Annotated in this window: 17 protein-coding genes; 12 read left to right on the top strand and 5 right to left on the bottom strand. The window is 65.8% G+C overall.

Annotation, left to right across the window (positions count from 1 at the left end; all coding sequences use genetic code 11):
• The first annotated feature begins 87 nt into the window (after nt 1–87).
• Nucleotides 88–387 (top strand): hypothetical protein, encoded by a 300-nt coding sequence (locus tag ACQR1X_RS21780; protein WP_315803549.1) that lies wholly within the window; start codon nt 88–90, stop codon nt 385–387.
• Between the two features lie 11 nt (nt 388–398).
• On the opposite strand, the gene purU is transcribed toward ACQR1X_RS21780, so the two are convergent.
• Nucleotides 399–1,262, bottom strand: coding sequence for a formyltetrahydrofolate deformylase (gene purU / locus ACQR1X_RS21775; protein ID WP_316180092.1), 864 nt, complete (start codon nt 1,260–1,262; stop codon nt 399–401).
• Between the two features lie 156 nt (nt 1,263–1,418).
• On the opposite strand from purU, the gene ACQR1X_RS21770 reads away from it, so the two are divergent.
• The gene (locus ACQR1X_RS21770) at nt 1,419–2,261 is read left to right on the top strand and encodes a uroporphyrinogen-III synthase (protein ID WP_434899533.1); all 843 of its coding nucleotides are present in this window, start codon (nt 1,419–1,421) and stop codon (nt 2,259–2,261) included.
• Nucleotides 2,262–2,392: 131 nt separating this feature from the next.
• Here ACQR1X_RS21770 and fcl read toward each other — a convergent pair whose 3' ends face one another.
• The 3 genes from fcl to ACQR1X_RS21755 all read right to left on the bottom strand — a co-directional run bounded on the left by fcl (nt 2,393) and on the right by ACQR1X_RS21755 (nt 5,220).
• Nucleotides 2,393–3,346 carry a GDP-L-fucose synthase gene (gene fcl, locus ACQR1X_RS21765; protein ID WP_434899532.1) on the bottom strand — a complete coding sequence of 318 codons (954 nt, stop codon included), beginning with the start codon at nt 3,344–3,346 and terminating at the stop codon, nt 2,393–2,395.
• Nucleotides 3,330–4,385, bottom strand: a complete 1,056-nt coding sequence (gmd, locus tag ACQR1X_RS21760) for a GDP-mannose 4,6-dehydratase (RefSeq protein ID WP_434899531.1) — start codon at nt 4,383–4,385, stop codon at nt 3,330–3,332. Before gmd ends, fcl begins: the two co-directional genes overlap by 17 nt.
• Nucleotides 4,386–4,545: 160 nt before the next feature.
• On the bottom strand, nt 4,546–5,220 hold the full coding sequence (locus ACQR1X_RS21755; protein WP_434899530.1) for a Crp/Fnr family transcriptional regulator: 675 nt from the start codon (nt 5,218–5,220) through the stop codon (nt 4,546–4,548).
• Between the two features lie 323 nt (nt 5,221–5,543).
• Between ACQR1X_RS21755 and ACQR1X_RS21750 the strand changes: the two genes are divergently transcribed.
• From ACQR1X_RS21750 to ACQR1X_RS21705, 10 genes are all read left to right on the top strand, one after another.
• Nucleotides 5,544–6,365 carry an ABC transporter ATP-binding protein gene (locus tag ACQR1X_RS21750; protein WP_434899529.1) on the top strand — a complete coding sequence of 274 codons (822 nt, stop codon included), beginning with the start codon at nt 5,544–5,546 and terminating at the stop codon, nt 6,363–6,365.
• The gene (locus ACQR1X_RS21745; protein WP_434899528.1) at nt 6,362–8,293 is read left to right on the top strand and encodes a long-chain fatty acid--CoA ligase; all 1,932 of its coding nucleotides are present in this window, start codon (nt 6,362–6,364) and stop codon (nt 8,291–8,293) included. Before ACQR1X_RS21750 ends, ACQR1X_RS21745 begins: the two co-directional genes overlap by 4 nt.
• 409 nt (nt 8,294–8,702) lie before the next feature.
• On the top strand, nt 8,703–9,596 hold the full coding sequence (locus tag ACQR1X_RS21740; protein ID WP_315803557.1) for a branched-chain amino acid ABC transporter permease: 894 nt from the start codon (nt 8,703–8,705) through the stop codon (nt 9,594–9,596).
• Between the two features lie 3 nt (nt 9,597–9,599).
• A complete protein-coding gene (locus ACQR1X_RS21735; protein WP_434899527.1) occupies nt 9,600–10,673 on the top strand; it encodes a branched-chain amino acid ABC transporter permease in 1,074 nt (357 codons plus the stop codon).
• A gap of 58 nt (nt 10,674–10,731) precedes the next feature.
• Entirely contained in the window at nt 10,732–12,018 is a 1,287-nt protein-coding gene (locus tag ACQR1X_RS21730) for an ABC transporter substrate-binding protein (protein WP_315803559.1), read from the top strand.
• Nucleotides 12,019–12,182: 164 nt separating this feature from the next.
• Nucleotides 12,183–13,022 (top strand): ABC transporter ATP-binding protein, encoded by an 840-nt coding sequence (locus ACQR1X_RS21725; RefSeq protein ID WP_315803560.1) that lies wholly within the window; start codon nt 12,183–12,185, stop codon nt 13,020–13,022.
• Between the two features lie 140 nt (nt 13,023–13,162).
• Entirely contained in the window at nt 13,163–14,386 is a 1,224-nt protein-coding gene (locus tag ACQR1X_RS21720; protein WP_434899526.1) for a phenylacetate--CoA ligase family protein, read from the top strand.
• Nucleotides 14,387–14,514: 128 nt separating this feature from the next.
• Nucleotides 14,515–15,705, top strand: coding sequence for a CaiB/BaiF CoA transferase family protein (locus ACQR1X_RS21715; RefSeq protein ID WP_434899525.1), 1,191 nt, complete (start codon nt 14,515–14,517; stop codon nt 15,703–15,705).
• 167 nt (nt 15,706–15,872) lie between these two features.
• Nucleotides 15,873–16,034 (top strand): hypothetical protein, encoded by a 162-nt coding sequence (locus ACQR1X_RS21710; protein WP_315803563.1) that lies wholly within the window; start codon nt 15,873–15,875, stop codon nt 16,032–16,034.
• Between the two features lie 580 nt (nt 16,035–16,614).
• A complete protein-coding gene (locus tag ACQR1X_RS21705; protein WP_434899524.1) occupies nt 16,615–20,526 on the top strand; it encodes an autotransporter domain-containing protein in 3,912 nt (1,303 codons plus the stop codon).
• A gap of 268 nt (nt 20,527–20,794) precedes the next feature.
• Here ACQR1X_RS21705 and ACQR1X_RS21700 read toward each other — a convergent pair whose 3' ends face one another.
• Nucleotides 20,795–22,315 carry a tripartite tricarboxylate transporter permease gene (locus tag ACQR1X_RS21700; protein WP_434899523.1) on the bottom strand — a complete coding sequence of 507 codons (1,521 nt, stop codon included), beginning with the start codon at nt 22,313–22,315 and terminating at the stop codon, nt 20,795–20,797.
• Nucleotides 22,316–22,425: the final 110 nt, after the last annotated feature.

Genomic DNA, 22,425 nt, shown 5'->3' with positions numbered 1-22,425 from the left:
CCATCGAACGGCCAAATTTTACCAATTGATGGCAAGTCGTTAGGGTCCGGGCCGCGGGTCGCCCGCAGCACGAAAGGTCCCCCGTCAATGCCGGCCAGACGCCCCCACCGGACCAGGCTCTTTCCGGCCGCGATGATGCTTCTGGCCGCGGCCGGGCCGATCCTCGCCGGCTGCTCGTCGATCAATGAGAAGGTCGGCGCGGGGATGGGCGATCTGATGCCGCAATGGGCCGGCGGCCTGCCGGCCGACGCGCCACCCCGGCCGGGCACCCCCGAATACGACCGGTTCATGCAGGAGCGCGAGCGGCAGCGGCAGTTGCCGGCCGCCGAACGCGACAAGCAGACGCAGTCGAACGCCAACGCGCAGGCGACCGCCCCCGGCCGCTGACGGCGGCGACATCAATCCATGAAGACGACGGTCTTGCGGCCGTTGAGGATGACGCGGTCCTCGAGGTGATAGCGGATCGCCCGCGCCAGCACGCGCCGCTCGATGTCGCGGCCCTTGCGCACGAGATCGTCGGGGGTGTCGCGATGGCTGATTCGCTCGACGTCCTGGTCGATGATCGGGCCCTCGTCGAGATCGCGGGTGACGTAATGGGCGGTAGCGCCGATCAGCTTGACGCCGCGCTCATAGGCCTGGTGGTAGGGTTTCGCGCCCTTGAAGCCCGGCAGGAACGAATGGTGGATGTTGATGCAGCGGCCCGACAGGCTCGCTGACATCTCGTCCGACAGGATCTGCATGTAGCGCGCCAGCACGACGAGATCGGTCCTGGTCTCATCGACCAGCTTCAGGATGGCCTGCTCCTGGTCGCGCTTGGTGTCCTTGGTGACGGGCATGTGGTGGAACGGAATGTCGCCGAAATCGAGCCCGGCATAGGTCTCGCGCGGATGGTTGGAGACGATCGCGGTCGGAATCATCGCGAGGTCGCGGGTGCGCCAGCGATAAAGGATGTCGACCAGGCAATGGTCGAACTTCGACACCAGCAGCATCACCCGGCGCTGCCCGGCGCGGTCGCGCATCTGCCAGTCCATCGCAAAGCGTTCGGCAATCGCGGCGAAGCCGGTCTGCAGCGCCGGCAGGTTGACCGCGAGGTCGGCCGCCGTGAACACCACGCGCATGAAGAAGTGACCCGTCTCGAAGTCGCCGAACTGCTGGGCGTCGAGAATATTCTGGCCGTTATGGGCGAGGAAGGTGGAGACGGCCGAGACGATCCCGGGACGATCCGGGCAGGACAGGGTCAGGACATATTGGTGGTCGGACATGGCGTGACGTTACCGGGCGGATGACGAAGGGGTGAATGATGCGGCAGGCTTGGCGCCCGTTCGGGCCCTGCTCTATCACCCTCCGCGCGCTTGCGCCAACGCTCGGCCCGTGGGCAGGATGAACAAAACATCAACTCTCAAACTTCGAGCATCGTCATGGCTGACAGGCTGACCGGCAACCGCATCCTGATCCTGGAAACCCGCGAGGAGGCGCAGTTCTCGCGGCTGCTCGCCGAGCAGGGCGCCGACGTGCTGCAATGTCCGATGTTCACGATCGAGGATGCGCCGGACCCGGCGCCGATCGAGGCCTGGATTCGCCGCTGTAACGAACGGCCGTTCGACGATCTCGTGCTGATGACCGGCGAGGGGCTCAGGCGGCTGATGACGGTGGCGCGCCGGATCGGCGTCGAGGCCGAGTTCATCGCCGCGATCGGCAAGGCCCGGACCTTCACCCGCGGCCCCAAGCCGGGGCGCGCCTTGCGCGAGCTCGGCCTGGAGGCGCAGGTCACCACGGAGAAGCCGACCTCGGAAGGCGTGGCCGAACTGCTGGCAGGCTACGACCTCGCGGGCCATCGGCTCGGCCTGCAGCTTTATCCCGACAAGGATCATTCGGCGCTGATCAGTGCGATCAAGGCTGGCGGCGCCGAGGTCGATCCGGTGCTGCCCTATGTCTATGATGCCAAGGCGGCGGATGCGAACATCCTCACCGCGATCGACGAGATGATCGCCGGCAAGGTTGACGCGATCGCGCTGACGAGTTCGGGCCAGCCGCGGCGGCTGTTCGACGTCGCCAGGGCGCACGGCGTCGAGGCACGCCTGCGTGAGGGACTGGCACGCACGCAGATCGCCTCCGTCGGGCCTGTGGTGACGGAGGAACTGGCTGCGCATGGGCTGACGCCGTCGATCACACCGGCGGGCGAGGCCTATTTCATGAAGCCGCTGATCTCGGCGATGGCCAAGGCGCTGGGTGTGAAGGCGCAGCAATCGGCCTCCAACTAACGGTGTCGTCCCGGGCTTGACCCGGGGGCCCATAGCCACCGAACGGCGTGAGACGCGTGGAACGCGCGGCCTGCCCGTTTCAGACATCACGCGGTATGGGTCCCGGCGTTCGCCGGGACGACAGCGGAGGGTTAGGGGGCGGCCTGCCCCGTCTCCTGCAGAAACGCTTGATACGCGCGCGCGATGCCTTCCTTCAGCGACGTCGTCGCGCGCCAGCCAAGCTTTGCCAGCCGCGAGATGTCGAGCAGCTTGCGCGGCGTGCCATCGGGGCGTGAGGGATCGAAGCTGATCCGTCCCTGATAGCCGACCGTCGCCGCAACCACACGGGCGAAATCGGCAATCGTGATGTCCTCGCCAGTACCGATGTTGACCAGCCCCGCCTCCGAATAGGTCTTCATCAGGTGCACGCAGGCATCGGCCATGTCGTCGACATAGAGGAATTCGCGCCGCGGCGTTCCCGTGCCCCAGACCACCACCTCCGGCGCATCGGCGAGCCTCGCCTCATGGAAGCGGCGGATCAGCGCCGCAACGACGTGGCTGTACTCGGGATGGTAGTTGTCGCCGGGACCATAGAGATTGGTCGGCATCACGTTGATGAAATCGGCGCCATACTGGCTGCGATAGGCCTCGACCATCTTGATGCCGGCGATCTTGGCGATTGCATAGGGCTCGTTGGTCGGCTCCAGCGGCCCGGTCAGCATCGAATCCTCGCGCAACGGCTGGGGGGCGAGCTTGGGATAGATGCAGGAGGACCCGAGAAACATCAGCTTCTCGGCGCCGTTCACATGCGCGGCGTGGATGACGTTGGTGGCGATGGCGATGTTCTCGTAGATGAACTCGGCACGCAGCGTGTTGTTGGCGACGATGCCGCCGACCTTCGCCGCGGCGAGGAAAACGGCCTGCGGCCGGGCGCGCGCAAACCATGAGAACACCGCCGCCTGGTCGCGCAGATCGACCTCGCTGCGCGGCACCGTCAGCAGTTCGACGCCTTCGCTCGCCAACCGCCGCACCAGCGCGCTGCCGACCATGCCGCGATGGCCGGCGACGAAGACACGCTTGCCGCGGAGATCAAATGGCGTGGCCACTGCTCGCCTCCCGCCGTGCGGCGCACAGATCGCTGGCGACCATCTCCTTGACCAGTTGGGCGAAGCTCGTCCTTGGTTTCCATCCGAGCTTGTCGCGCGCCTTGCTGCAATCGCCGATCAGGAGGTCGACCTCGGTCGGGCGGAAATAGGTCGGGTCGATCCGCACCACCGCCTTGCCGGATCTCGCGTCGATCCCGGTCTCCTCGACCCCCTCGCCGCGCCATTCGATGCGGCGATCGACCTCGGCGAAGGCGAGCTCGACCAGCTCGCGCACCGAATGGGTCTCGCCGGTCGCCAGCACGAAATCGTCTGGCGTATCGGCCTGCAGGATACGGTGCATGCCCTCGACATAATCGCGCGCATGGCCCCAGTCGCGCTTGGCCTCGAGATTGCCGAGATAGATCGTCTCCTCCAGGCCGGTCTCGATGCGGGCGACGCCGCGGGTGATCTTGCGGGTCACGAAGGTCTCGCCACGGATCGGGCTCTCGTGGTTGAACAGGATGCCGTTGCAGGCGAACATCCCATAGGCCTCGCGATAGTTCACCGTGATCCAGTAGCCGTACAGCTTGGCGCAGCCATAGGGCGAGCGTGGATAGAACGGCGTCGTCTCCCGCTGCGGGATCTCCTGCACCAGGCCGTACAGCTCCGAGGTCGAGGCCTGGTAGAACCGCGTCTGCTTCTCCATGCCGAGAATGCGAATGGCTTCCAACAAGCGCAGAACCCCGAGCGCGTCGGCATTGGCCGTGTATTCCGGACTCTCGAAGCTGACGCCGACATGGCTCTGGGCCGCGAGATTGTAGATCTCGTCGGGGCGGATCTGCTGCACCAGCCGGATCAGGTTGGTGGAATCGGTCATGTCGCCGTAATGCAGCAGGAACGGGACGTTGCATTCGTGCGGATCCTGGTAGAGATGATCCACCCGCGCGGTATTGAAGGACGATGACCGCCGCTTGATGCCGTGCACAGTGTAGCCAAGGCCGAGCAGATATTCGGCCAGATAGGCGCCGTCCTGGCCCGTGACGCCCGTGATCAGGGCCACGCGGCCGCTGCAATCCTTCCCCGCCATACTCACTCCAACACCGTCGCGCCCCCTCGGGCCGAAGTTCCCGGCGAGCAGTCCACAGCCGAAGCCGCCGGTCAAGCTCGACGGAAAACAAGGCGTTGGATCAATCCCGTATCGGCGCGACGCAAGGCGGGATCTAGTCCCCGTAGCAGCGCAGCCGGTCGAGATCGAGCACGGTCACCCCGCCATATTCGACGCGCAGCAGGCCCTCCCGCTCCAGCGTCTTGAGGCATTGATTGGCGTTCTGCCGGGACAGGCCCGACAGCGCGCCGATCTCCTCCTGGGTGATCTCCAGGTGGCGGGTCGTATTCGGGTAGAGGATCGGATTGAACAGTGACGCGATGCTGCGGGCGAGCCGTGCCGTCGCATCCAGCGTGCGACCGACCTCCACCAGGCCGATGAACTGGCCGAGCCGCTCGTTGAGCTGGGTGACGAGGAAGCGATTGAAGCCGACGCTGTTCTCGAACAGCCACATGAAGGTCGGCCGCTCCATCAGCGCGACGCGCGTATCGCGCAGCGCCACGACGTCATAGCGGCGCGGCTCGTTCTTCAGCACGCTGCCCTCGCCGAACCAGGCGCCGGCCGACATGCCGGCGAATGTCGTCGCCTTGCCACCGCGCGACACCGTGCTCATGCGCGCCAGACCCGTGACGATCCCGGTCCAGTGGTCGAATTGGTCGCCGCGGACGAAGATGTGTTCGTTGGCCGCAAACGACCGCTCGACGACGCCGGCCGCGGCCGTGTCGATTTCCTCGGGCTTCAAATGGCGGGACCAGGGCGCGATGCGCAGAAGGGTATCGGGAGAGATCAAGCCGTCATCTCGTCTCGTCGAAGCTTGCGGCAGCCATATTGCATCGCAACAATCCAGCGGTGAATTTAGCCTGGGAAATGTCAGGCGCAAGACAGTTCCTGATAGCGCTTTCCCCTATCGAGGGCCACCGCCTTCGACTCGCGCCTCCGATGAGGTGCATCCGAGATGCGGCAAAATGCGCCCGCCCGGGTGGCCCGTCATTCGTCGGATGGCGCGGAACCGATGCCCGGGATAGGATTGCAGCCGACGCGACGAGCTCAACGTCGCGCGACACGATGCCTTGAAGAGCGCGCCAAGCGCCCAAGACAATTCGGGAGGACGACTTGGACTATACGTTGGAAGCGCGCGGAGTGTCGCTGCGTTTCGGTGGGGTGCGGGCCCTGACCGACGTCAGCTTCGGCGTGCGCGAGGGCGAGTTGTTCTCGATCATCGGCCCGAACGGTGCCGGCAAGACCTCGATCGTCAACTGCATCTCCGGCCGCTACAAGCCGACCGAGGGCCGCCTGCTCCATCGCGGCCGCGACATCACCGGCCTGCCGCCGAGCGCGCGCGCAAATATCGGCATCGGCCGCACCTTCCAGAACCTCGCCCTCTTCCACCACATGAGCGTGCTCGACAACATCATGGTCGGGCGCCATCACCTCTTGAAGAACAACTTCCTCACCGGCTCTCTGTATTGGCTCACCGGCGCGCGGCGCGAGGAGCTGAAGCACCGCGAGAAGGTCGAGCAGATCATCGACTTCCTCGACCTGCAGTCGGTGCGCAAGGCGCCGGCCGGCACGCTCTCCTATGGCCTGCGCAAGCGCGTCGAGCTCGCCCGAGCGATGGCGCTGGAGCCGCATCTCATTCTCCTCGACGAGCCGATGGCCGGCATGAACTTCGAGGAGAAGGAGGACATGGCGCGCTACATCGTCGACCTCAACGAGGAATACGGCATGACCGTCGTGATGATCGAGCACGACATGGGCGTGGTGATGGACATTTCCCACCGCGTCATGGTGCTGGATTTCGGCCGCAAGATCGCCGAGGGCGACCCGGCCGCGGTGCTCGCCGATCCCCACGTCAAGCGCGCCTATCTCGGCGAGGAGGACGAACTGCTGGTCGATCCCGACGAGGCGCCGTCCATCGCGGAGGACGCGGCATGATGGACTATGCGGGTCGCGTCCGGCAGGCCGACACCTATCCGAAGCTGCTGCGGCTGAACGCGAAAGAGCACGGGACGGAGATCGCGCTGCGCGAAAAGGATCTCGGGCTGTGGCGCACCTTCACCTGGGCCGACTACCAGGCGCGCGTGCGCGATTTCACGCTCGGCATGGTCGAGCTTGGGCTCGGCAAGGACGCCGTGATCGGCATCATCGGTGACAACCGGCCCGACTGGGTCGCGGCGGAGATCGCAACGCATGCGATCCGGGGCTACAGCCTCGGGCTCTATCGGGACGTGCTCGACGACGAGGCCGCCTACCTGCTCAATTACGGCGAGGCTCGGTTGGTGTTCGCCGAGGATGAGGAGCAGATCGACAAGCTGCTCAACCTCGCCGAGCGCGTGCCGGCGCTCGAGCATATCGTCTATTCCGATCCGCGCGGCATGCGGAAGTATGACGATCCCAGGCTGATGCCGGCGGACAAACTCGCTGAGCTCGGCCGCAATCGGGCCGCGCGCGAGCCGGATCTGTACGACCGCATGGTCGATGCGACCGTCGGCGACGACGTCGCCATTCTCTGCACCACCTCGGGCACGACCTCTCATCCGAAGCTCGCGATGCTCTCGGCCGCGCGCGTGCTCAAGCACTGCGCGACCTATCTCGCGTTCGATCCGAAGGGGCCGGAGGACGAATACGTTTCGGTGCTGCCGCTGCCCTGGATCATGGAACAGGTCTACGTGCTCGGCAAAGGACTGCTCTGCCGGATGAAGGTCAACTTCGTCGAAGAGCCCGACACGATGATGAACGACTTCCGCGAGATCGCGCCGACCTTCGTACTGTTTGCACCAAGGGTGTGGGAGCAGATCGCGGCCGACGTCCGTGCCGCCGTCATGGACGCCTCGCCGCTGAAGCAACGGCTCTACCATCTGGGCATGTCGACCGGCCTTGCGGCGCTGGAAAAGGGCCAGCATTCGAGCCTTGCCGACATGCTGCTGTTCCGTGCGCTGCGCGACCGGCTCGGCTTCACCCGGCTGCGCTCGGCTGCCACCGGCGGTGCCGCGCTCGGGCCCGATACGTTCAAGTTCTTTCGCGCCATGGGCGTGCCGCTGCGCACGCTCTACGGCCAGACCGAGCTGCTCGGGGCCTACACGCTGCATCCGGACGACAAGGTCGATCCCGACACGACCGGCGTGCCGATGGCTGACGACATCGAGATCAGGATCGACCAGCCCGACAGCCAGGGCATCGGCGAGATCCTGGTACGCCACCCGAACATGTTCCTGGGCTACTACAAGGCCCCGGAAGCCTCGACCGCCGACGTCAAGGACGGCTGGATGCATTCGGGCGACGCCGGCTATTTCAACGACGCGAAGCAGCTCGTCGTCATCGACCGCATCAAGGACCTCGCCGAGACCGCGCGCGGCGAGCGCTTCTCACCGCAATATATCGAGAACAAGCTGAAGTTCTCACCCTATATCGCCGAGGCCGTCGTGCTCGGCGCCGGCCGCGAGCACCTCGCCGCGATGATCTGCATCCGCTATTCGATCATCTCGAAATGGGCCGAGAAGAACCGCATCGCTTTCACCACCTATTCCGATCTCGCCTCGCGCAACGAGGTCTATGCGCTGCTGCAGAAAGAGGTCGAGACCGTCAATGCCCACCTGCCGCCGGCGCAGCGCATCTCCCGCTTCCTGCTGCTGTACAAGGAACTCGATGCCGACGACGGCGAGCTCACACGTACGCGCAAGGTGCGCCGCAGCGTCATCAACGAGAAGTACGCCGATATCATCGACGGCATCTATGGCGGCAAGCCGGCGATCCCCGTCGACACGGTCATCCGCTTCCAGGACGGCACCACCCAGCGCATCCGCACCACGCTGAAGGTGGTGGACCTGGACAGCCACGGCCCCATGGCGGAGGCCGCAGAGTGATGTGCTTATCGTCATATTCGGTCATCCTGCGCGGGCTTGACCCGCGCATCCATCTTCTTGCGAGAGCGATGGATCGCCGGGTCGAGCCCGGCGATGACGAGCAGCGGCTTGAGCCGCAGCGAAGGTTACTGCGCATGACTGCGCCCTCTCCCCTTGTGGGAGAGGGCATCTCGGCCGGTCAACGCAAACGCGGTCGGGTGAGGGGTCCCTCTCCTCTCGCTCGCCCGCGGAGAGAACCCCTCACCCGGCTGCGCTGCGCGCAGCCACCCTGTCCCACAAGGGGAGAGGGTAAGAGCCACGCCGGCTCGGCACACCCAATCGTCATGCGCGGGCTTGCCCCGCGCATCCATCCTCTTCCGACAAAGCTGGATCGCCGGGTCAAGCCCGGCGATGACGAGTGAGAACGATCATGAACACCGCCTTCCTCATCCAGCTCCTGGTCAACGGCCTCGTCGTCGGAACGCTCTATGGCGTGGTCGCGATGTCGTTCGTGCTCATCTACAAGGCGACCCAGGTCGTCAATTTCGCGCAAGGCGAGCTGCTCCTGATCGGCGCCTGGGTGTGCTGGGCATTGCTGACGAAATATCAGGTGCCGTTCTGGGTCGGCATGCCGCTGACGCTGGTCTTCATGTTCGCGTTCGGCATCGCGATCCAGGTTGTGATCCTCCGGCCGATGATCGGCGAGCCCATCATCTCCGTCATCATGGTCACGATCGGCCTGTCGACCGTGTTCCAGGCGGCGCTGAAATGGATGTTTGGCGTCAATCCGCAGCCGTTCCCGCCAGTGTTCGCAAGCACGTCCGTCGACCTGTTCGGACTGCAGATCCAGACGGTCTACGTCATGAGCCTCGTCGTGTCGCTGCTGATGATGCTCGGCATGGCCTGGTTCTTCAAGGCCTCCAAATATGGCCTCGCGATGCGCGCCACCGCCTTCAACCAGCAGGTCGCGCAATCGCTCGGCATCTCCGTCAAGAGCGTGTTCGCGATGGCCTGGGCGATCTCGGCGACCGTGTCCGCCGTGGCCGGCGTGGTCGTCGCCGTCGTCAACGGCGTGTCCTCGGGATTGTCGGCCTACGGCATCAAGGTGTTTCCGGCGGCGATCCTCGGAGGCCTCGACTCGGTCGGCGGTGCTGTGCTCGGCGGCATCATCATCGGCCTCCTGGAGAACATCGCGCAATATGTCGACAGCCAGTATCTGCACTGGGGCAATCTGTACGAGATCGCGCCGTTCTACGTCCTGATCATCATCCTGATGATCAAGCCCTACGGCCTGTTCGGCACCAAAGACATCGAGCGGATCTGAACCATGGTCGCACGTTCCACGATACCCGCCGGTGACTTCCGCACCTCCTACGCGGCCGACACCACGATCTTCCCGACCAGGACCAGCCGCAATTTCGCGATCGCCGGTGTCATCCTGCTGTGCTTCGCGCCGCAGGTGTTCTCCGAATACTGGCTGTCGGTTTCGATCCAGATCGGCATCTTCGCGATCGCGGCCCTCGGGCTGAACATCCTGGTCGGCTTCACCGGCCAGATCTCGATCGGCCAGGCCGGTTTCTTCCTGCTCGGCGCCTTCACCTCGGCCTACATCAACAACGCCTATGCCATCCCGGTGTTCTTCGCGATCCCGCTCGCCGGCGTGATCACGGCCCTCGTTGGTCTGGTCTTCGGCCTTCCGGCGGCGCGGCTGAAGGGGCTCTATCTCGTCATCGCCACCCTCGCTGCGCAATACATCCTGCTCGACTTCTTCTCCCGGGCCGAATGGTTCTCCGGCGGCTCGGTGCCGGCTTCGGCCAATCCGTTCTCGATTCTAGGCTACGCGCTGCGCGGCGACCGGCAGTATTTTTATGTCGTGCTGGCCTATGTGCTGGTCTGCTACCTCCTCGTCACCAACCTGATGCGCACCCGCGACGGCCGGGCGCTGATCGCGATCCGCGACCATTATCTCTCGGCCGAGATCATGGGCATCAACCTGACCAAATATCGCACGCTGTCGTTCGGCCTCGCCGCGTTCTTCGCCGGCATTGCAGGCGCCCTCTATGCGCACTACCAGCTGGTGATCTCGCAGGAAGGTTTCGGCATCGAGCGCTCGATCCTGTTCCTTGCGATGATCATCATCGGCGGCACCGGTTCGATCATGGGCACGCTGATGGGGACCGCCTTCGTCGTTCTGCTGCCGGAATCGATGGAGTGGCTCAGCCATCTCCTCAAGGGCGGCGCGATCGACAAGGCGCTCGCGCTCAACAACAACATCACCTTTCTGCGCGAGATCGCGATCGGCCTGATTATCATCGGCTTCCTGATGTTCGAGCCCGACGGGCTCGCGCATCGCTGGCGCCAGATCAAGACCTATTGGAAGCTCTATCCGTTCTCACATTGATTCCAACCAACAGGGACCGGCGGCAATCCGGCCCGAACCCACCACAGGAGGAAGCACTATGACGATCAAATCATGGCTCGGCTCGGCGGCACTGGCGCTCTTGGCGGGCGCATTCGCCCCGTCGGCGCAGGCGCAGCAGATCGCGATCGGCCATCTGCAGGATCTCTCAGGCGGCACGTCCGACGTCGGCACGCCCTACGGCCAGGGCGTCGCGGACACCTTCGCCTGGGTCAACAAGAACGGCGGCATCGGCGGCAAGCAGCTCGCAGTCGACAGCAACGATTATGGCTACCAGGTGCCGCGCGCGATCGCGTTGTACAAGAAGTGGTCGGCACCGGACAACAAGGTCGCGGCGATCATGGGCTGGGGCACCGCCGACACCGAGGCGTTGACCGGCTTCCTCGCCAACGACAAGATCCCGGACATGTCCGGCTCCTACGCCGCCGCGCTGACCGATCCGGAAGGCACCAGCGGCAAGGCGAAGCCGGCGCCGTACAACTTCTTCTACGGCCCGAGCTACTCGGATGCGCTGCGCGCCGAGCTGACCTGGGCGGCCGAGGACTGGAAGGCCAAGGGCAAGCCGGGCAAGCCGAAATTCGTCCACATGGGCGCCAACCACCCCTACCCCAACGCGCCGAAGGCGGCCGGCGAGGCGCTCGCCACCGAGCTCGGCTTCGAGGTGCTGCCGCCGCTGGTGTTCGCGCTGGCGCCGGGCGACTACAGCGCGCAGTGCCTGAGCCTGAAGAGCTCCGGCGCCAACTACGCCTATCTCGGCAACACCGCGGCTTCCAACATCTCGGTGATGAAGGCCTGCAAGAATGCCGGCGTCGACGTGCAGTTCCTGTCCAACGTCTGGGGCATGGACGAGAACGCCGCCAAGACCGCGGGCGCTGCCGCCGACGGCGTGATCTTCCCGCTGCGCACCTCGGTGGCCTGGGGTGGCGATGCGCCGGGCATGAAGACGGTGCAGGAGATCTCGAAGATGTCCGACCCGACCGGCAAGGTCTACCGCCCGGTGCACTACGTCGCCGCGGTCTGCTCCTCGCTCTACATGAAGGAGGCGATCGAGTGGGCTGCGAAGAACGGCGGTGCCACCGGCGAGAACGTTGCCAAGGGCTTCTATCAGAAGAAAGATTGGGTGCCGGCCGGGATGGAGGGCGTCTGCAGCCCGTCGACCTGGACGGACAAGGACCACCGCGGCACCATGAAGGTCGACCTCTATCGCGCCCGCGTGACGGGTCCGACCGATGGCGACCTCAACGACCTCATGGCCAAGGGCGTGATCAAGCTCGAGAAGGTCAAGACCATCGAGCTGCCGCGCAAGGCGGAATGGGCTGGTTGGTAAGTTGATCGGCGACGGTTGAGTGAACTCAGCAGTCGCCCCACACACGATCGTCATCCCCGCGAAAGCGGGGATCCAGTACGCCGCGGCTCATCGATCAAGCATCGGCGTCTCTGGAATACTGGGTCCCCCGCCTGCGCGGGGGACGACAGCGGTGGACAGCCACAATGACCGAAACACTCGACACTCCGCGAACCGGCGCAGCCAGCGCGACAGCAGCCCCCCTGCTCTCCGTCCGCAACATCGAGGTCGTCTATGACGACGTCATCCTGGTGCTGCGCGGGCTCAGCCTCGATGTGCCCAAGGGCGCGATCGTCGCGCTGCTCGGCGCCAACGGCGCCGGCAAGTCGACGACGCTAAAGGCGATCTCCGGCCTGTTGAAGACCGAGGACGGCGAGGTCACGCGCGGCGAGATCATGTTCGACGGCGCGCGCATCGACGGCATCGATCCGGAGAAGATCGTTCGCCGCGGCATCTTCCAGGTCATGGAGGGGCGCCGCATCGTCTCCGACATGACGTCGCTGGAGAACCTCAAGCTCGGCGCCTTCACGCGATCCGATCGCGAGGTCGCAAGCGACATCGAGATGGTGTTCAACTATTTCCCGCGGCTGAAGGAGCGCACCGGCCTCGCCGGCTATCTCTCCGGCGGCGAGCAGCAGATGCTGGCGATCGGGCGCGCGCTGATGGCGCGGCCGAAGATGATCCTGATGGACGAGCCGTCGATGGGACTGTCGCCGCTATTGGTCAAGGAAGTGTTCGCGATCATCAAGGAGATCAACCGCGATCTCGGCGTCACCATCCTGCTGGTCGAACAGAACGCGCGCGCGGCGCTGTCGGTGGCCAGCCACGGCTACATCATGGAGCAGGGAAAGGTGGTGCTCGACGGCACCGCCGAGAGCTTGCGCGACAACGAGGACGTCAAGGAATTCTACCTCGGCGGCGCCGGCGACCAGCGCAAGAGCTTCAAGAACCTGAAGAGCTTCAAACGGCGGAAGCGGTGGCTGTGAACGTCACACTCCGTCATTCCGGGGCGCGCGGCACGCGCGAACCCGGAATCTCGAGATTTCCGGGTTCGGTCCAGTGCGCCAAATGGCTTCGCCAGTTCGCGCAGCGAACCGTCCCGGAATGACGTGCCAGGACACGAGCAATGACCACCCACTACGACGCCCTCGAAACCCGTGATCCCGCAGCCCGCGAGCAGGAGCTGTTCGCCCGCCTGCCCGACGTGCTGCGTGCGGCGATGACGGCGCCGGCGTATGCGGCGCTGCTGCAGGGCATCGATCCCGGAGAAATCACGACCCGCGCCGCGCTGGCGCAGCTGCCGGTGCTGCGCAAATCCGAACTGCCTGCCCTGCACAAAGCGGCCCCGCCGTTTGGCGGCTTCGTCGCGCAGGCGCCCGGCGCGTTCTCGCGCCTGTTCACATCGCCCGGACCGATCTTCGAGCCGGAGGCAGCGCACAACGATCCCTGGCGCGGCGCCCGCGCGCTGTTCGCGTCGGGCTTGCGCAGTGGCGACGTCGTGCTCAACACCTTCAGCTATCATCTGACGCCGGGCGGCTTCATCTTCGATGCCTCGGCGCGCGCGCTCGGTTGCGCTGTCATTCCGGCGGGACCAGGGAACACCGAGGCGCAGTTCGAGCTGATCGAGGCCTATCGCCCGATCGGCTACAGCGGCACGCCCGACTTCCTCAAGATCCTGCTCGATGCCGCCGCCAGCGCCGGTCGCGACGTCTCCTCGCTCAAGCGCGCGCTGGTGTCGGGCGCGGCGTTCCCGCCGTCGCTGCAGGCCGAGATCAAGGCGCGCGGCATCGATGCCTATCAGGCGTTCGGCACCGCCGATCTCGGCATCATCGCCTATGAGACCGCAGCGCGCGACGGCATGGTCGTCAACGAGGACCTGATCTTCGAGATCGTCCGCCCCGGCACCGGCGATCCGGTGGCGCCAGGCGATGTCGGCGAGATCGTCGTGACCTCGCTCGATCCCCACCATCCCTGGATTCGCCTCGCCCTCGGCGACCTCACCGCCGCTCTGCCCGGCATCAGCGCCTGCGGCCGCACCAACATGCGCATCAAGGGCTGGATGGGCCGCGCCGACCAGACCACCAAGATCAAGGGCATGTTCGTGCGCCCCGAGCAGGTCGCCGAGATCGGCAAGCGCCATCCCGAGATCGGCCGCCTTCGTCTGGTCGTCACCCGCGCCGGCGAGACCGATGCGATGACGTTGAAGGCCGAATGCGCATCGCCGGCAGACAGCCTCTCCGAGGCCGTGACCGCCAGCCTGCGCAGCGTCACCAAGCTCGGCGGCAACGTTGAGATCGTCGCGCCGGGCACGCTGCCGAACGACGGCAAGGTGATCGCCGACGAGCGCTGAGGTCCTGCAACCGAGGCGAAGCCCTGCGGCGACGGCATGAGCCGCGCCCTGCGCACGTCCCATGCGCAATTGTCGCCTCACGCGCGCTCTCCTATACAGCCATGTCACGTTCCCTGGAGTTCGTCCGCATGGCCTTCCCGCGCGCGTCCAAAGCCCTGTCCCGCTTCACCGTGCTCGATCTGACACGGGTGCGCGCCGGCCCGACCTGCGCCCGGCAGTTCGCCGATTGGGGCGCCAATGTCATCAAGATCGACGCCATGATGGAGGACGGCGGCGAGGCGCTCGGCGGCCCGCGCCGCGGGTCCGACTTCCAGAACCTGCATCGCAACAAGCGCGCGATGACGCTCAACCTGAAGGACCCGAAGGGCGTCGACGTGTTCATGCGGCTCGCCAAGCAGGCCGACGTCGTGATCGAGAACTATCGTCCCGACGTGAAGACCAAGCTCGGCATCGACTACGAGGCCGTACGCAAGGTCAATCCGCGCATCGTCTATGGCAGCATCTCCGGCTTCGGCCAGGACGGCCCTTATTCCAAGCGACCGGGCTTCGACCAGATCGCGCAAGGAATGGGCGGGCTGATGTCGATCACCGGCGCGCCCGGCGAGGGGCCGATGCGCGCGGGCATCCCGATCGCCGATCTCTCCGCGGGCCTGTCCTGCGCGATGGGCATCCTCACCGCGCTGCTCGAGCGCGAGGTCTCCGGCGAGGGCCAGTGGGTCCAGACCTCGTTGTTGCAGGCGCAGATCTTCATGCTCGACTTCCAGGCCGCGCGCTGGCTGATGGAGAAGGAGGTCGCTCCTCAAGCCGGCAACAACCATCCGACCAGCATCCCGACAGGCGTGTTCAAGACTTCCGACGGCTACATCAACATCGCCGCCACGGGGGGACGGATCTGGGAGCGGCTGTGCCAGACGCTTGGCGCGCCCGAATGGATCGACAATCCGGACTACGCCACCGCGCCGGCGCGCTCGAAGAACCGCGATGCGCTCAACGCCGAGATCAACGCGCGCACGCTGGCAAAGACGAGCGAGCAATGGGTTGCCGAGCTCAACGCCGCTGGGGTGCCGTGCGGCCCGATCTATGCCATCGATCAGATGTTCGCAGACCCGCAGGTCCAGCATCTCGGCATGGCGCAGCAGGTCGCCAGCGACGACGGCCGCGACATCACGCTGGTGGCGCAGCCCTTCACCTTGTCGCGCACGCCGAGCCGGATGGCGGCGCGGCCGCCGGACTTCGGCGAGCAGACCGAGGAGATTCTCTCCGAGTTCGGCTTTACCGACGGAGAGATCGCCGATCTCCGGCTGCATCGCGTCGTGTGAGCAGGTGCAATATGACCAAGCCGCGGCATCCCGCCGCTGTGGCCCAGATGTCACCACGTTGGAACTTCGACCTGGGCGGGATTGAGGCCAGAGCGAGACCGCGTTAACCTCTTCTCATCAGTTGATCGCGGACCCCCGGGGCCCGCGGGCTTGAGGAGTAGCGGGTCATGAGCGCATCGGAATTGAACGAGTTTCTGTCGGCGATGGATATCGTCCGCGACGTCAACGCCGCCGCTCTGAATCACGACGGCGCGCTGCCCTTCGATGAGACGATGCTGGACAACGAGTCCGACTGGTACCACATGCCGGTCGCGGAGAAGGCCAACTGAGGCTGACCTGCCTCGGGTTCGCGTCCTCGCTGACCTACATCACCTTTGCTCGAAGCCTTCGTTCCGAAAAGCCGGACGGAGGCTTTTTCCTTTCGAGGGTGACGGGATGAGCTGCGAACCCTGATCCACCGAATGCAAAAAAAAGCCCGACGCACGCGCCGGGCAAGGTGATCGTCTCGGGAGGAAACATCAGGGCGCGATGACCAAAGATCAGGCACCGCGCGTGAGCAGCACGACGTCTGCCCATGAATGAAGCCTACCACTGTGCTGCCTAAAATGCTGTCATCGCAAAGACACAACCTCTGGAGAAGCGCGGAAGCGATTCGAACAACGGTCCGTCGCTGCCGATCCGGCCTCTCGTAAACGTGTCGGCGGTGCCACAGTCCGATTACGATCTGCACTGCCGCTCAATTCACCCAAAAAGTCACAATTCCCGCCCCCGCAAATTTGCGTGCTTTGGACGACGGCCTGCGTCCGTCGATCGGCACCGGCCTGATATCGAGTCGCGCGAAGGGCTGAAGTGCTGATCCCAGGCAGATTGAAGAACGAGACATCGGCCGATTCACTCCGACGTACTCAGTTGCGTTGGCTGGCAGCGACGACAGCGCTACTCACCGTCATGCTCGCCAGCCCAGTCCTCGCCCAGGCGACGAGTGGCGGCGACGGCGGCGCAGCGACTGGGAATGGCGGCACGAGTTCGGCCACTGGTTCGGGCGGCGATGGCGGTGCCGGAGCCAACATTGCGCAAGGAGGCGGCGGCGGCGGCGCGGGTGTGAACGGCGGCAACGGCGGAGGTGACAGCACGGGCCAGACCCTGGGGGGCCAAGGCGGCATCGGCGCGGGCGAGCGGGGACATGCCGGCGAAAGCGGCAGCGGGAGCACCGGCGGCGGCGGTGGCGGTGGTGGCGCTCATGGCGCGGTGGTCATCACGAACGACGTCAATTCGACAACCGTAACCGGCGGCAATGGCGGACGGGGCGGCTCGACCAGCCTCAGCTTCGGAGCCGGCGGCGGTGGAGCGGGCGGCTACGGGGTGGTCGTGGATGGCAGCGGCCTGACGTACACGAACGTTGGGGTGATCACTGCTGGTGGCGGCGGTCCCGGCGGCGTCGCCAACGGCACTGGTCGTGGAGGCGACGGCGGCGATGGTGGTTACGGCGTCTATCTGACCGGCACCAGTATCCTGGTCAATTCTGGCGCGATTTTCGGTGGCGTAGGCGGCGATGGCGGCAACACCGCCAACAGCATCCAATTCCACGCCGGTGGCGATGGCGGCAATGGCGGTGCAGGCGCGGTCTTCGCAGCCGGTGGAACCTTGATCAACTCCGGGAGCATCAGCGGTGGCGCTTCAGGAAACAAGGGCGTTGGCCCAAATGCGAACGACGGCGACTACCGTCCGGCCGGGGCCGGCGTCACCGGCGCCAATCTCACCATCATCAACAGCGGCACGATCTCGGCCGGGTTCAATACCGGCGGCGTCGCCGTGACCAGCGCCAACGCAATCACCTTCACCGGCGGCAGCAACACGCTGGAGATCTGGGCGAGCTCGATCATCAACGGCAACGTGGTCGGCACCGGCAGCGACACCTTCCGGCTCGGCGGCGCTGTGAACGGCACCTTCGACGCGTCCACGATCGGCGCCTCGGCGCAGTATCAAGGCTTCTCGAGCTTCGTGAAGACCGGCACGAGCACCTGGACGTTGACCGGCACCACGACCGCCGTCACGCCCTGGGCCATCAACCAGGGTGCGCTCGCGGTCTCCTCCGACGCCAGCCTCGGCGCGGCCTCCGGCGGGCTCTCGTTCGGCGGCGGCACGTTGCAATATCTCGCGGGCTTCAGCTCCAGCCGCAACATCACGCTCAATGCCGGCGGCGGCAGCTTCGACACCAACGGCAACAACGCCACGCTCAGCGGCACGATCACCGGCAGCGGCGGACTGACCAAGCTCGGCGCTGGCACCCTGACGCTGACCGGGACGACCACTTTTGCCGGCGACACCGTCATCAGCGGCGGCACCCTGCGGACCGGTGCGTCCGGCGTTCTCTCGGTCGCCAGCAGCTACATGATCGCGAGCGGTGCGACGCTCGACATCGATGGCACGGGCCAGACCATCGGCGGACTTGGCGGCAGCGGCAGCGTCCTCCTCGGAACCAACGGGTCGCTGGCGATCGGCGACAATGGCGGCGCCACCGTGTTCTCGGGCACGATCTCGGGCAGTGGCACCTTCGTCAAGAGCGGCCCGGGCGTGCTCACACTCGGCGGCCCCAACACCTACACCGGGGCGACCATCGTCGATGGCGGCACGCTGCGCGCCGGCGCGGCCGGCGCCTTCGCCCCCTCGAGCTCCATCGAGGTCGACAATGGCGGCACTCTCGATCTCAACGGCTTCAATCAGACGATCGCCTCGCTGACGGGCGGCGGCGCCGTGCTGCTCGGCGCGGGCACGCTGACGTCAGGCGGCGACAACGCCAGCACGAGCTACACCGGCACGATCTCCGGCAGCGGCGGCTTCACCAAGGTCGGCACCGGCACGATGCGGTTCGACGGGCCGACCAGCTACACCGGCGCGACCACGATCGGCGCCGGCACCTTGCAGGCCGGCGCCTCCGGCGTGCTCGCCTCGGCCAGCGCGTTCATGATCGCGCCGGGTGCGACGCTCGATCTCAACGGCTTCGATCAGAGCATCGGCTCGCTGGCGGGGAGCGGAAGCGTCCTGCTCGGCGCGGCGACGCTGACGGCGGGCGGCAACAACGGCAATACGACCTTCTCAGGCACGATCTCCGGCAGCGGCGGTTTCACCAAGGCCGGCAGCGGCCGGATGACTCTCACCGGCGCCAGCAGCTACACCGGTGCGACCACCATCAACGGCGGCGTGCTCGACGTCGAGGGCGCGATCACCAATACCTCGGGTGTGACCGTCAATGCCGGCGGCACGCTGATGGGCGCGGGCCTGGTCGATCCGCCGATGACCGTCGGCATCAACGATGGCGGCACGCTGGCGCCTGGCAATGGCGCAGCCGGCTCGTCGATGACCATCGTCGGCAACCTCGCGTTCCAGTCCGGCGCCTTCTATCTGGTGCAGCTCGATCCGACGACGGCCACGTTCGCGAGCGTGACCGGATCGGCCACGCTCGGCGGCGCGACGGTGAACGCGGCGTTCGCCGGCGGTGGCTATGTCGACAAGCGCTACACCATCCTGACGACGAGCGGCGGCGTCTCCGGCCGCTTCGGCGCGGTGGTGAAGACCAACCTGCCCTCCGGCTTCAAGACCAGCCTGAGCTACGATGCCAACAACGTCTATCTCGACCTGATCCTCGCCTTCGCCCTGCCTGGCGGACTCAACGGCAATCAGAAGGCGGTCGGCGACACGCTCTCGGTCTTCTTCGACCGAACCGGCGACATTCCGGTCGTGCTCGGCAAGATGAATCAAGCCGGGCTCACACAGGCGTCCGGTGAGAGCGCGACGGGGAGCCAGCAGACGACGTTCAACGCGATGAGCCAGTTCGCGGGACTGCTGACCGATCCCTTCGCACAGCGTGCTGGCCGCGGTACCGGCAGTGGCAGCGCGAGCAGCTATGCGGACCCGACGCGCAAGCGCACCAATGCCTTTGCGATGCTGACCGAGGACAGGCCGGCGGACTTCGCGCAGCGCTGGAATATATGGGCGGCCGGCTTCGGTGGCTCACAATCGACCAGCGGCAATGCGGGCGTCGGCTCCAGCGACACCACCAGCCGCATCGCCGGCACCGCTGTCGGCGCCGATTACCGGATCGCGCCGCAGACCATTGCAGGCTTCGCGCTCGGCGGCGGCGGCACCAACTTCAGCGTCGGCGGCCTCGGCTCCGGCCGTTCCGACCTATTCCAAGCCGGCGCCTATCTGCATCATCATATCGGCCCGAGCTATCTCAGAGCCGCCCTGGCCTATGGCTGGCAGGACGTTACCACCGACCGTGCCGTCACCATCGCCGGCGCCGACCGGCTGCGCGCGACCTATCAGGCCCACGCCTGGACCGGCCGCATCGAGGGCGGCACCCGCTTCCTTGCGCCGGTCGGCGGCATCGGATTGACGCCGTACGCAGCGGCGCAGGTCACGAGCCTGCGGCTGCCCGGTTACGTCGAGCAAGCCGTCGCCGGGGCCTCGACGTTCGCGCTGAGCTACAACGGCAAGACGGTCGCTGATACGCGCACTGAGCTCGGCCTGCGGACTGACAAGTCCTATGCCTTGAGCGATGGCACTCTCACCTTGCGCGGCCGACTCGCCTGGGCGCACGACTTCAATCCCGATCGTTCAGTCGCCGCGACCTTCCAGACGCTGCCGGGCGCGAGCTTCGTCGTGAACGGCGCAGCGCAGGCGCGCGATTCCGCGCTAGCGACCACATCGATCGAGATGAATTGGCTGAACGGCTGGAGCGCAATGGCCACACTGGAGAGCGAGCTCTCGAACGTCACGCGCTCCTATGCAGGCAAAGGGACCGTGCGATACGCGTGGTGAGAGCTGGCGCGGCGCTCACCTCTCCCGCGCCCGTCCTTCGAGACGCCCGCCAAGGGGCGGGCTCCTCAGGACGAGGTCTGAATCCGCGGCGCGATCAAGATCCTCTCCATGAATACGCGGTCGGCGTGTTCATGGCCTCGTGTAAGGCGGCCGCTCGGTCCCTAGCCCGTCATGGTGAGGAGCGCCGCGCCCAGACCAACGAAAATGGCAACGGTCGAGCGCGGCGCGTCTCGAATTATGAGGCCCAATACGTCGCAGCCAGCTTGCCCTACGCCTCGGCCTTCGCCGCAGGCGCGCTGGACTTGCCGAAGCTCGCCACCAGCCGATCGATCAGCGGCCAGAACAGCAGCAGGATCGCCAGCGTCGTGATGGTGCCGACGAGACCGTTGGCCCAGAACACCTTCATGTTGCCGCCGGAGATGATCATCGACTGCCGGAATGCATCCTCGGCACGGCTACCGAGCACCAGCGCCAAGGTGAACGGCGCCAGCGGGATCTTGATCTTCTTGAAGACATAGCCGACGACGCCGAAGCCGAGCATCAGCCACACGTCGAACATCGCGTTCTGGATGGCGTAGGCGCCGATCGCGCAGGACACCACGATCATCGGCGCCACCGCCGCGAACGGCACGCGCAGGATCGAGGCGAAGATCGGCACGGTCGAGAGCACCAGCACGAGGCCGACGACATTGCCGAGATACATCGAGGCGATCAGGCCCCAGACGAAGTCCTTGTGCTCCACGAACAGCAGCGGGCCGGGATTGAGGCCCCACACCATCAGGCCACCGAGCAGGATCGCCGCGGTACCCGAGCCGGGAATGCCGAGCGCCAGCATCGGCAACAGCGCCGCGGTGCCCGAGGCATGCGCTGCGGTCTCGGGTGCGAACACGCCCTCGATACGGCCCTTGCCGAAACTATCCTGGTTCTTGGAGAAGCGCTTGGCGAGGTTGTAGCCCATGAAGGAGGCCGCAATCGCGCCGCCCGGCGTGATGCCGAGCCAGCAGCCGATCACTGAGGAACGCAGCAGCGTCATCCAGTATTTCGGCAGGTCCTTCCAGACGGCGAGCACCGTGCGCAAGGAGATCGCGGCGGCGTGACCGCGCAGCGCCAGGCGTTCCTCCATCGTCAGCAGGATCTCGCTGATGCCGAACAGGCCGATGACCGCGACCAGGAAGTTGATGCCGCGCAACAGATCGGTCGAGCCAAAGGTCATCCGCAACTGACCGGACACGGTGTCCATGCCGACGCCGGCAAGCAGCAGACCGAGCGCCATCGCAATGACCGTCTTGTGCTTGTCCTCGCGTCCCAGGCCCACGAACGAGCAAAAGGTCAGGAGATACACGGCGAAGAATTCAGGCGGACCGAACTTCAGCGCAAACGACGAGATCCAGGGTGCCAGGAAGGTGATCAGTATCACCGCGACCAGCGAGCCGATGAACGACGAGGTGAAGGCGGCGGTCAGCGCTTCCGCTGCTTTGCCCTGCTGCGCCATCGGATAGCCGTCGAAGGTGGTCGCGACCGACCACGCCTCGCCGGGAATGTTGAACAGGATCGAGGTGATGGCGCCGCCGAACAGCGCGCCCCAGTAGATGCAGGACAGCATCACGATGGCCGAGGTCGGGTCCATCGAGAAGGTCAGCGGCAGCAGGATGGCGACGCCGTTGGGGCCGCCCAGCCCGGGCAGCACGCCGACGAAGACGCCGAGCACCAGCCCGACCATCATCAAGAGCAGCGTCTTCCAGGTCAGGAGGACCGCGAACCCGTGCAGCAGCAGACCCAAGGCTTCCATGATTCCATTCCAGCTATTTTGCCGTCATTGCGAGCGCAGCGAAGCAATCCAGAGTCGAATGCGCAGCCCTGGATTGCTTCGTCGCTTCGCTCCTCGCAATGACGGGGAGA

This window comes from Bradyrhizobium sp. HKCCYLRH3073, assembly GCF_051167995.1.
Classification (GTDB): domain Bacteria; phylum Pseudomonadota; class Alphaproteobacteria; order Rhizobiales; family Xanthobacteraceae; genus Bradyrhizobium.
This window is presented reverse-complemented; position numbering and strand designations above follow the sequence as displayed.

What these genes read in the sequence shown, in the direction of transcription:
- ACQR1X_RS21780 (WP_315803549.1), top strand. Translation starts at nt 88, where the DNA reads ATGCCGGCCAGACGCCCCCACCGGACCAGGCTCTTTCCGGCCGCGATG.
- purU (WP_316180092.1), bottom strand. Translation starts at nt 1,262, where the DNA reads ATGTCCGACCACCAATATGTCCTGACCCTGTCCTGCCCGGATCGTCCC.
- ACQR1X_RS21770 (WP_434899533.1), top strand. Translation starts at nt 1,419, where the DNA reads ATGGCTGACAGGCTGACCGGCAACCGCATCCTGATCCTGGAAACCCGC.
- ACQR1X_RS21745 (WP_434899528.1), top strand. Translation starts at nt 6,362, where the DNA reads ATGATGGACTATGCGGGTCGCGTCCGGCAGGCCGACACCTATCCGAAG.
- ACQR1X_RS21740 (WP_315803557.1), top strand. Translation starts at nt 8,703, where the DNA reads ATGAACACCGCCTTCCTCATCCAGCTCCTGGTCAACGGCCTCGTCGTC.
- ACQR1X_RS21735 (WP_434899527.1), top strand. Translation starts at nt 9,600, where the DNA reads ATGGTCGCACGTTCCACGATACCCGCCGGTGACTTCCGCACCTCCTAC.
- ACQR1X_RS21730 (WP_315803559.1), top strand. Translation starts at nt 10,732, where the DNA reads ATGACGATCAAATCATGGCTCGGCTCGGCGGCACTGGCGCTCTTGGCG.
- ACQR1X_RS21725 (WP_315803560.1), top strand. Translation starts at nt 12,183, where the DNA reads ATGACCGAAACACTCGACACTCCGCGAACCGGCGCAGCCAGCGCGACA.
- ACQR1X_RS21720 (WP_434899526.1), top strand. Translation starts at nt 13,163, where the DNA reads ATGACCACCCACTACGACGCCCTCGAAACCCGTGATCCCGCAGCCCGC.
- ACQR1X_RS21715 (WP_434899525.1), top strand. Translation starts at nt 14,515, where the DNA reads ATGGCCTTCCCGCGCGCGTCCAAAGCCCTGTCCCGCTTCACCGTGCTC.
- ACQR1X_RS21710 (WP_315803563.1), top strand. Translation starts at nt 15,873, where the DNA reads ATGAGCGCATCGGAATTGAACGAGTTTCTGTCGGCGATGGATATCGTC.
- ACQR1X_RS21700 (WP_434899523.1), bottom strand. Translation starts at nt 22,315, where the DNA reads ATGGAAGCCTTGGGTCTGCTGCTGCACGGGTTCGCGGTCCTCCTGACC.